The organism is Roseicyclus sp., assembly GCF_052168335.1.
GTDB lineage: Bacteria > Pseudomonadota > Alphaproteobacteria > Rhodobacterales > Rhodobacteraceae > Roseibacterium.
On the sequence record NZ_JBQLZP010000274.1, the window covers coordinates 1 to 8,046 of the forward strand.

Here is an 8,046-nt window from a genome sequence, read left to right on the forward strand (position 1 = left end):
GGCCCGCCGCCAGCGCCAGCGCCGCCGCGATGGCGCCGAGCGGCGGCGCCGCCGCCAGCGCCAGCGGCACGTTCGCCCTGCGCTCAAGCCGCATCGTCCGCCTCCTCCCAGACGCCCGCCATCATCAGGCCGAGGCGGCGGGGGTCCGCCTCCTCCGCCGGGACGGGGCGCGACAGCCGACCGCCCACGATGGCCTGCAAACGGTCGGCGAGGCCCACGGCCTCCTCCAGCTCCTCCGAGATGAGGATGACCGCCGCCCCCGCCGCGCGCGCCGCCAGAAGCTCGGCATGGACCGCCGCGATGGCCCCCTCGTCGAGGCCGCGCGTCGGCTGGTTGGCGAGGATCACCTTGGGCGCGGCCGCCAGCACCCGGCCGAGGATCAGCTTCTGCATGTTGCCCCCGGACAGCAGGCGGATGCGCGTCTCGGGCCCCGCCCCGCGCACGTCGAAGCGCTCGATCAGCGTCGCGGCATGGGCCCTCCCCTCCGCCCGCCGCACGAAGCCCCGGCGCGAGAACTCGGGCGAGGACAGCCGCTCGAGCACCGCGTTCTCCCAGACCGAGAGCTCGCCCACCACGCCCTCGGCGTGCCGGTCCTCGGGGATGCGCCCGATCCCCTCCGCGATGAAGGCGCGGGGGCCGAGCCCGCCGATCTCGCGCCCCTCCAGCGTCAGCGCGCCGGCCTTCGGCGCGGCCAGCCCGGAGAGCAGTGCGCCGAGCGCCGCCTGCCCGTTCCCCGAAACACCGACGATGCCCAGGATCTCGCCCCGGTTGACGTGGAAGGACACGCCGTCGAGCGCGGTCTTGCCCTCGATCTCCACCGTCACGCCTTCGGCCCGCAGCATCGGGCCGCCGACGCCATGCGCCTCGCGCTTCGGCCGGGTCACGCGGCGGCCGACCATCAGCTCGGCCAGCTCGTCGGGCGAGGTCTCGGCCGTCCGCCGCTCGGCCACGAGGCGCCCGCCGCGCAGCACCGCGACCCGGTCCGAGGCCGCCATGACCTCGTTGAGCTTGTGGCTGATGAAGATGATCGACAGGCCCTGCCCGGTCATCCCCCTGAGCGTCTCGAAGAGGCGCTGCGCCTCCGGCCGGGCCAGCACCGCCGTCGGCTCGTCGAGGATCAGGATGCGCGCGTCGCGGTAGAGCGCCTTCAGGATCTCGACGCGCTGCCGCTCGCCCACCGACAGGCGCGCGACCCTCGCCTCGGGCACGACCGGCAGGCCGAACCGCTCGGACAGCGCCATGAGCCGCGCGCGCGCCTCCTCCCGCCGTGAGCGGAGGCGCAGCATCGGCTCGGAGCCCAGCATCACGTTCTCGAGCACGGTCAGGTTCCCCGCCAGCGTGAAATGCTGGTGGACCATGCCGACGCCCGCCTCGATCGCCGCGCGCGGGCGGCCCGGCGGCAACTCCCGCCCGAAGACCTCGACCCGCCCCTCGTCGGCGGCGTAATGGCCGAAGAGGATGTTCATCAGCGTCGTCTTGCCCGCGCCGTTTTCGCCCAGCAGCGCCAGGATCTCCCCCTCCGCGAGGTCGAGCGACACGTCGTCGTTCGCCGTCAACGCCCCGAAGCGCTTGGTGATGCCTTGCAGGCGCAGCACGCTCATGTCGCGAACCCCGCGACCGGGTGGGGATAGGCGATCTCCGGCAGTTCCCCCGCGATCCGCCCCGCCAGCGCCAGAAGCGCGCGGTCGCTCCAGGCCGGGCCGACGAGCTGCACGCCGCGCGGCAGCCCCTCCGCCACGCCCGCAGGGATCGCCAGCGCGGGCAGCCCCGCGAGGTTGGCGAGCGCGGCGTTGGGCGCCATGACCTCCATCCGCTCCAGATGCGTGTCGATGTCGGCGTGATCCGTCGGGAAATGCCCGATGCGTGGCGGCGGGCCGGAGAGGACCGGCATCACCACCGCGTCGCAGCCCCCGAAGAGCGCGCGGCGCGTGGCGTCCGACAGTTCCGCCATCCGGTTCGACAGCGCGAAGACCTCGGTTCCGACCATCGCCCGCCCCCGCGCCCGGTTGGCGGCGGCGAGCGGGCTGATCTCGTCGTCGGGCACGCCCAGCGCGTCGAGCCCGGTGGCGAGCGCGACCGCAAGGATGCGTCCCACCAGCAGATGAACCTCCTGCCCCAGCGCGTCGGGCGCGGGCATGGTGACGAGGACGCAGCCCGCCGCCTCCATCAGCCGCGCGACCCGCTCCGCCGCCGCCGCCTCCTCCGGCCCGCAGTCCTCGGGGATGGCGAGGCCGATCCGGGGCGCCTCCGGCAGCGCCGCCTCGGCCCGCGCGACGCGGGCGACCTCGCAGGCCGCCGCCACGTCCCGCAGCGACCGCGCCAGCACCCCCTCGGAGGCGATCCCCATGAGATGATTGGCGAAGATCGGCCCCGAGGCCTCCGCCCCGCGGGTCGGCTTCATCCCCCAGAGCCCGCAGGCCGCCGCCGGAACCCGGATCGAGCCCGCCGCGTCGGTCGCGTGCGCGATGGCGACGATCCCGCCCGCGACCGCAGCCGCCGCCCCGCCGGAGGAGCCTCCGGGCGTGCGCTCGGGGTCGAAAGGGTTGCGCGCCACGGGCCCGCCCGGCGGCTCCGCCGACAGCGCGAAGCCGAATTCGGGCACGGTGGACAGGCCCACCGGCGCCAGCCCCCCGGCCCGGAAGGCGCGCATCAGCCGCCCCTCCGTCTCGCGGTCGGGGACCGGCAGCCGCACCTTCAGCGCGGCCGAGCCCACACCCTGCCGCAGCCCCGCGGCGGGCGCGCCGAGGTCCTTGGCCAGCATCGGCACGCCACCGAAGGGGCCGCCCGTCGCGGCCCCTTCCTCGACGGCCCGGACGGCCTCCGCCTCGGGCAGCATCTCCACGACGGCGCCGAGCGCGGCGCGCGACCGCACCGCGTCGAACGTCGCGCGCACCACCGCGGCAGGGGACACCTCCCCCGCCGCGATCGCCCGGGCGAGCGCCGTCGCGTCCCGCATGCGCCCCGCGCCTCAGGCCGGCTCGTTCGCGTCGATCGGCACCTCGAAGGCGCCCGACGCGATCTCGGCGCGCCGCGCCTCCATCGCCGGGACCGCCTCGGCCGGCACCATGTCGGCCACGTAGATCAGCTCGTTGCCGCCGTATTCCATGAAGGAATACTCGGTGTAGTCGCGGCCCACCGCGTTGCCCGCCTGGATGTCGGCGACGATGGCCGCGATGGTCGGCCCGTAGTTCCAGATCGCGTTCGCGAAGACCGTCTCGGGGTAGCGCGGCGTGTAGTCGATGAGCGAGCCGATGGCCTTGACGCCGCGGGCCTGCGCGCCGTCCGCCGTGCCGATCCGCTCGCCGAAGAGGATGTCGGCGCCCTGGTCGATCTGGGCGATGGCCATCTCCTGCGCGCGGGCGGGATCGAACCACGCCCCGATGAAGCCGTTGAGGAAACGCGCGTCGGGGTTCACCTCGCTCACGCCCATGCGGAAGGCGTTGATGAGGAGGTTCACCTCCGGGATCGGGTAGCCCCCGACCGAGCCGAAGACGCCCGTTTCCGACATCGCGCCCGCGAGCATCCCCGCGAGATAGGCCGCCTCGTGGTTGCGGGTGCCGAAGACGCCGAAGTTCTCGCCCTCGGGCCCCCCGGACGAGCCCATGAGGAACGCCGTCTCGGGGTAGTCGGCGGCCACCTCGCGCGCCTCGCGCTCGACGGCATAGCTCTCGCCCCAGACGAGCTGCGCGCCGGCCTCGGCATATTCGCGCATGGCGCGCGGATAGTCGGTGGCGGCGACGCCTTCCGAGAATTCGTACTCGATCAGCCCCGAGGCCGCGGCCTCCTGCATGGCCAGGTGGATGCGGCTGTTCCAGGCGTTCTCGACCGGGCTCGCGTGGACGCCCGCGACGCGGATCGCGGTCTGGGCGTTCGTGCGCCGGATGTAGGCGGGCAGCGCCAGCGTGGCGGCGGCCCCCATCATCAGCGAGCGGCGGGTGGTGGTCAGTCTCATGGCAGCGTCCTTTCGGTCAGGTGGATCGGGTGTCGGGTGGCGCGTAATCGGCGGGGTCGAGCGTGTCCGGCCGCCCACGCAGCGACAGGCGCGCCCGGCGCGGCGGCGTCTCGGAGAGGATGCGGCCCTCGCGGATCACGCAGAGCCGCGTCGCGCGCAGGCGGATCGCCTCGATCGGGTCGCGCGCCTGGAGGAGAACCATCGTCGCGGGACCGCCCTCGCGCAGCGTCGGGTCCGGCAGGCCCATCGCCCGCGCGCCGCCCAGCGTCACGCTCTCGAAGGCCCAGGCCATCGCCTCGCGCGAGGTCATGGGGGCGGCATGGATGCCCATGTGGGCGACCTCCAGCATGTCGGCCGAGCCCAGCGGATACCAGGGGTCCATCGTGCAGTCCTGCCCGAAGGCGACGTTGACGCCGGCGGCCCTGAGCTCCGCCACCCGCGTCAGGCCGCGGCGGCGCGGATAGGTGTCCGACCGCCCCTGGAGCGTGATGTTGATCAGCGGGTTCGGCACCACGTTCATCCCCGATTCCGCGATCAGCGGGATGAGCTTGGAGGCATAGTAGTTGTCGTAGGAGTGCATCGCCGTGACATGGCTCGCCACCACGCGCCCCCCGAGGCCGAGGCGCGTCGTCTCGGCGGCCAGCGTCTCGACGTGGCGCGACATCGGGTCGTCGCTCTCGTCGCAGTGGAGGTCCACGGGCAGGCCGCGCTCGGCCGCGATCTCGCAGAGGCGCCGGACGCTGCGGGCGCCCTCCTCCATCGTGCGCTCGAAATGCGGGATGCCGCCCACCACGTCGACGCCCATGTCGAGCGCGCGGATCAGGTTTTCCTCCGCCTTTTCCGCGCGGTAGAGCCCGTCCTGCGGAAAGGCGACGAGCTGGAGGTCGATGTATCCGGCGACCTGCCGCCTGACCTCCAGCAGCGCCTCGACGCCCACCGGCGGGGCCGTGGACACGTCGACGTGGCTGCGGATCGCGAGAAGGCCCTGCGCCACCGCGAGGTCGCAGTAGCGCAGCGCCCGCTCGACCACCGCCTCCACGGTCAGGAGCGGCTTCAGCTCCCCCCAGAGCGCGATCCCCTCGAGCAGCGTGCCCGAGACGTTCAGGCGCGGCAGCCCCAGGCTGAGCGTCGCGTCCATGTGGAAATGCGGATCGACGAAGGGCGGCGCCACGAGGCGCCCCTCCGCCTCGATCACGCGCGCGGCCTCCGCCTCGATCCGGGGGGCGATGCCCGCGATCCTTCCCCCGCTCACCGCGATGTCGAGCGGCCCCCGCCCGTCCGGCAGCCGCGCCCCGCGCAAGAGCAGGTCCAGCATCGTCATCCCCCGTCGTCTTTTGACCACATGGTAAAGACGGCGCGGGCGGACGCAACGCGGACCTGCATCCGGCGCTCCCCTTCGCGGCATTTGCCCGCTTTTTGGGCGGTTCGCCGCCCGCGCACCCCCGCCCGGTGGCGCCACCCGGCTTCGCGCGCCCCCGTCAGGCCCGACTCGGGGCCCCGCGATTTGGCTTTGCCCTCCGCCCCGGCGCCGCCTAAGACGCGGGCGATGACGACGCCCCGCGCCCCGTTTCCGCTGCGGCTGCTGCTCCGGCCGAAGAACTGGCCGCTCCTCCTCGTGGTGGCGGCGGGCCGCGCCGTCGCGTTCCTGCCGCTCGGCGCGATGCCGGCGCTCGGCCGCCCGCTCGCCTGGGCGCTCTGGCGCTGGCCCAAGCTCGCCCGCGTGACGCGCGCCAACCTCGCCGCCTGCCTGCCGCATCTGCCCGAGGCCGAGCGCGAACGCCTCGCGCGCGCCTCGACCGGGCATCTCGCCACGGCGCTCCTCACCGCGCTCAAGGTCTGGTTCTCCTACCGCCCCGGCCACCCCGCCTTCGCCGCCCGCTTCGAGGGGCTCGCGCATTTCGAGGCGGCGCGCGACACCGGGCGGGGCATCATCCTGCTGAATTGCCACTACAATTCGACCGAGCTGAACGGCGCCTTCACCGCCCAGCTTCCGCGCGGCGACCGCACCCTCACCGGCCTCTACCGCGCGCCGAGCGACCCCGCCGCGGATGCCGTCCTGCAATGGGCGCGGACCGGCTTCTCCGACCGTGTCCTGCCCGCCCGCGACGTGCGCACCATCGCGAAGGGGCTGAAGGCGGGCGACGTCACCTGGTTCGCGACCGATCTCGAGTTCGGCGGGCGCGGCTCTGTCTGGGCGGAGTTCTTCGGCATTCCCGCCGCGACCAGCAACTCGCTCGCGCGCCTCGCGGGGATGTCGGGTGCCATCGTCCTGCCGGTGCGCCTGCGCCGCGACGGCGCGGGCCACGTCCTCCAGGTCTTCCCGCCGCTCGCGGGCTTTCCCTCGGGCGACGCGGAGGCGGACGCGACCGCGATGAACCGCGCCATCGAGGCGCTCATCGCCGACGATCCGGCGCCCTACTGGTGGTGCCTCGAGCGGTTCCGCAAGCGCCCGCCGGGCGTGCCGCCGGTCTATCCGCCCGCCCGACCGCCCGTCTGAGCGCGCGCGTAAGGCGCGAGAAGCGCCGGGAAATCCACCCGCGCCCCGACCCGCGCCGCCATGAGGTAGAGCCCGCCGATCTTGCGCTGGAGAAACAGCGTCTCGGCCGGCGGGATGTGCCACAGCTCCCGCTCGCCGCCGATCTCCATGCCGCGCCGGCGCATCCGCTCGGGCAGGTCGCTCGCCGCGAAGTCGAGCGGCCCGGCCAGCGCCTCGAAGCCCATCTCCGCCATGTCGAGCAGCGCCGTCCGGTGCCGCTCGGCCAGCCCCGTCCGCACGAAGTCCAGCTCCTCAAGCGCGGCCAGAACCGCATCGCGGTCGCGCGCGAGCCCGGCATGGAGGAGGCGCATGTGCCCGTCCGCCACCGCCGCCGAGATCCCGCGCGTCGCCCCGAAGTCGAGGAGCACGATCTGCCCCGTCTCCGGCCGCCAGCGGTAATTGGCGAAGTTCGGGTCCGTCTGCATCAGCCGGAACTCGAACAGCTCGCGCAGGCACAGCCCGATCAGCGCCGTCATCGCCGCGTCGCGCATGCCGGGCGGGGCCAGCGCCAGCGTCTCGATGGGCTCCGCCGCCTCGTAGCTCATGGCGAGCGCGCCCGGCGCCGAAAGGTCGGGGCGGTGGACCGGCACGACGAAGCGCGCGTCGCCCGCGAGCAGCGCGTGGAACCGCGCCATGCAGTCCCCCTCCCGCGCGTAATCGGCTTCGTCGTGGAGCTGCCGCCGCGCCTCGGCCATCACCGGCCCGAGGTCGAGCTCCGCCGGCATCAGCCCCGACCAGCGGATCAGCGCCGCCGCGTTGTCGAGGTCGCTGTCGATCGAGGCCCGCACACCGGGATACTGGAGCTTGACGACGACGGGCATCCCGTCGGCGGCCGTCGCGCGATGCACCTGCCCGATCGAGGCGGCGGCCAGCGGCGTCGCGTCGAACCCCTTGAACCGCTTCCGGAAATCCGCGCCGTATGCCGCCTCCAGCACGCGCTTGAGCTGCTTCGGCGGCATCGTGTGCGCCTCGGCGCGCAGGCGTGCGAGGATCTCGGCCAGTTCGGGCGGCAGCATGTCGCCCGTCTCCATCGAGAGGAGCTGGCCGAGCTTCATCGCCGCGCCCCGCATCTCCGACAGGCGCTCGGCGATCCGGCCGACGGCGCCCGGCGTCAGCACCAGCCGGTCGAGCCGCGGCCGCTCTCCCCGCATGAGCGCACGGCCCGCGCCGAGCGCCACGTCGCCCGCGAGCCCGGTCGCGAGCCCGCCCATCCGCCCGAGCCGCGACAGGCGGCTCGCGGGAACCGCGCGGCTGCGGATCGGGGGTCGTCGCTCGGTCATGGTGCCTCCTGCCTCGCGGCGGAGTTTAGGGCGCGGCGTGCCCCCGGCCAGTGCGGCGGGCCACCGCCGCCGCCCGCGACGGACGGGTGACGCTGATGATCGCGCCGCACAGCCGGCCGCTGGGCATGCGCGCGTTTGCCTTCAACACCCGCCGCGACCTGTTCCAGGATATCAGGGTGCGTCAGGCGCTGGGCCTGGCCTTCGACTTCGAATGGGTGAACCGCAACTATCTGCGCGGCGCCTACAAACGCACCGACAGCTTCTTCGTCAATTCCGAG

7 protein-coding genes are annotated in these 8,046 nt (G+C 74.1%); 2 read left to right on the forward strand and 5 right to left on the reverse strand.

Annotated elements, in window-relative coordinates; translation table 11 throughout:
• Positions 1 to 83 precede the first annotated feature (83 nt).
• From ACTS11_RS08310 to ACTS11_RS08325, 4 genes are read right to left on the reverse strand one after another with little or no spacing between them, the layout of a single operon-like run.
• Positions 84 to 1,601 (reverse strand): ABC transporter ATP-binding protein, encoded by a 1,518-nt coding sequence (locus tag ACTS11_RS08310; RefSeq protein ID WP_442639858.1) that lies wholly within the window; start codon positions 1,599 to 1,601, stop codon positions 84 to 86.
• On the reverse strand, positions 1,598 to 2,956 hold the full coding sequence (locus ACTS11_RS08315; protein ID WP_442639859.1) for an amidase family protein: 1,359 nt from the start codon (positions 2,954 to 2,956) through the stop codon (positions 1,598 to 1,600). The genes ACTS11_RS08310 and ACTS11_RS08315 overlap by 4 nt, the downstream gene beginning before the upstream one ends.
• Positions 2,957 to 2,968: 12 nt before the next feature.
• Complete coding sequence (locus ACTS11_RS08320) at positions 2,969 to 3,952, reverse strand: BMP family protein (RefSeq protein ID WP_442639860.1); 984 nt, start codon at positions 3,950 to 3,952, stop codon at positions 2,969 to 2,971.
• Positions 3,953 to 3,968: 16 nt separating this feature from the next.
• Complete coding sequence (locus ACTS11_RS08325; protein WP_442639861.1) at positions 3,969 to 5,267, reverse strand: amidohydrolase family protein; 1,299 nt, start codon at positions 5,265 to 5,267, stop codon at positions 3,969 to 3,971.
• A 231-nt stretch (positions 5,268 to 5,498) separates the two neighbouring features.
• Between ACTS11_RS08325 and ACTS11_RS08330 the strand changes: the two genes are divergently transcribed.
• Positions 5,499 to 6,449: a lysophospholipid acyltransferase family protein gene (locus ACTS11_RS08330; RefSeq protein ID WP_442639862.1), complete on the forward strand. Its 951-nt coding sequence runs from the start codon at positions 5,499 to 5,501 to the stop codon at positions 6,447 to 6,449.
• Here the strand turns inward: ACTS11_RS08330 and ACTS11_RS08335 are convergent.
• A complete protein-coding gene (locus ACTS11_RS08335; protein ID WP_442639863.1) occupies positions 6,422 to 7,768 on the reverse strand; it encodes an ABC1 kinase family protein in 1,347 nt (448 codons plus the stop codon). The two genes, ACTS11_RS08330 and ACTS11_RS08335, sit on opposite strands and share 28 nt — an antisense overlap.
• A 95-nt stretch (positions 7,769 to 7,863) precedes the next feature.
• Between ACTS11_RS08335 and ACTS11_RS08340 the strand changes: the two genes are divergently transcribed.
• Positions 7,864 to 8,046: ABC transporter substrate-binding protein (locus tag ACTS11_RS08340; RefSeq protein ID WP_442639864.1), on the forward strand; the 183-nt coding region annotated here is incomplete at its 3' end.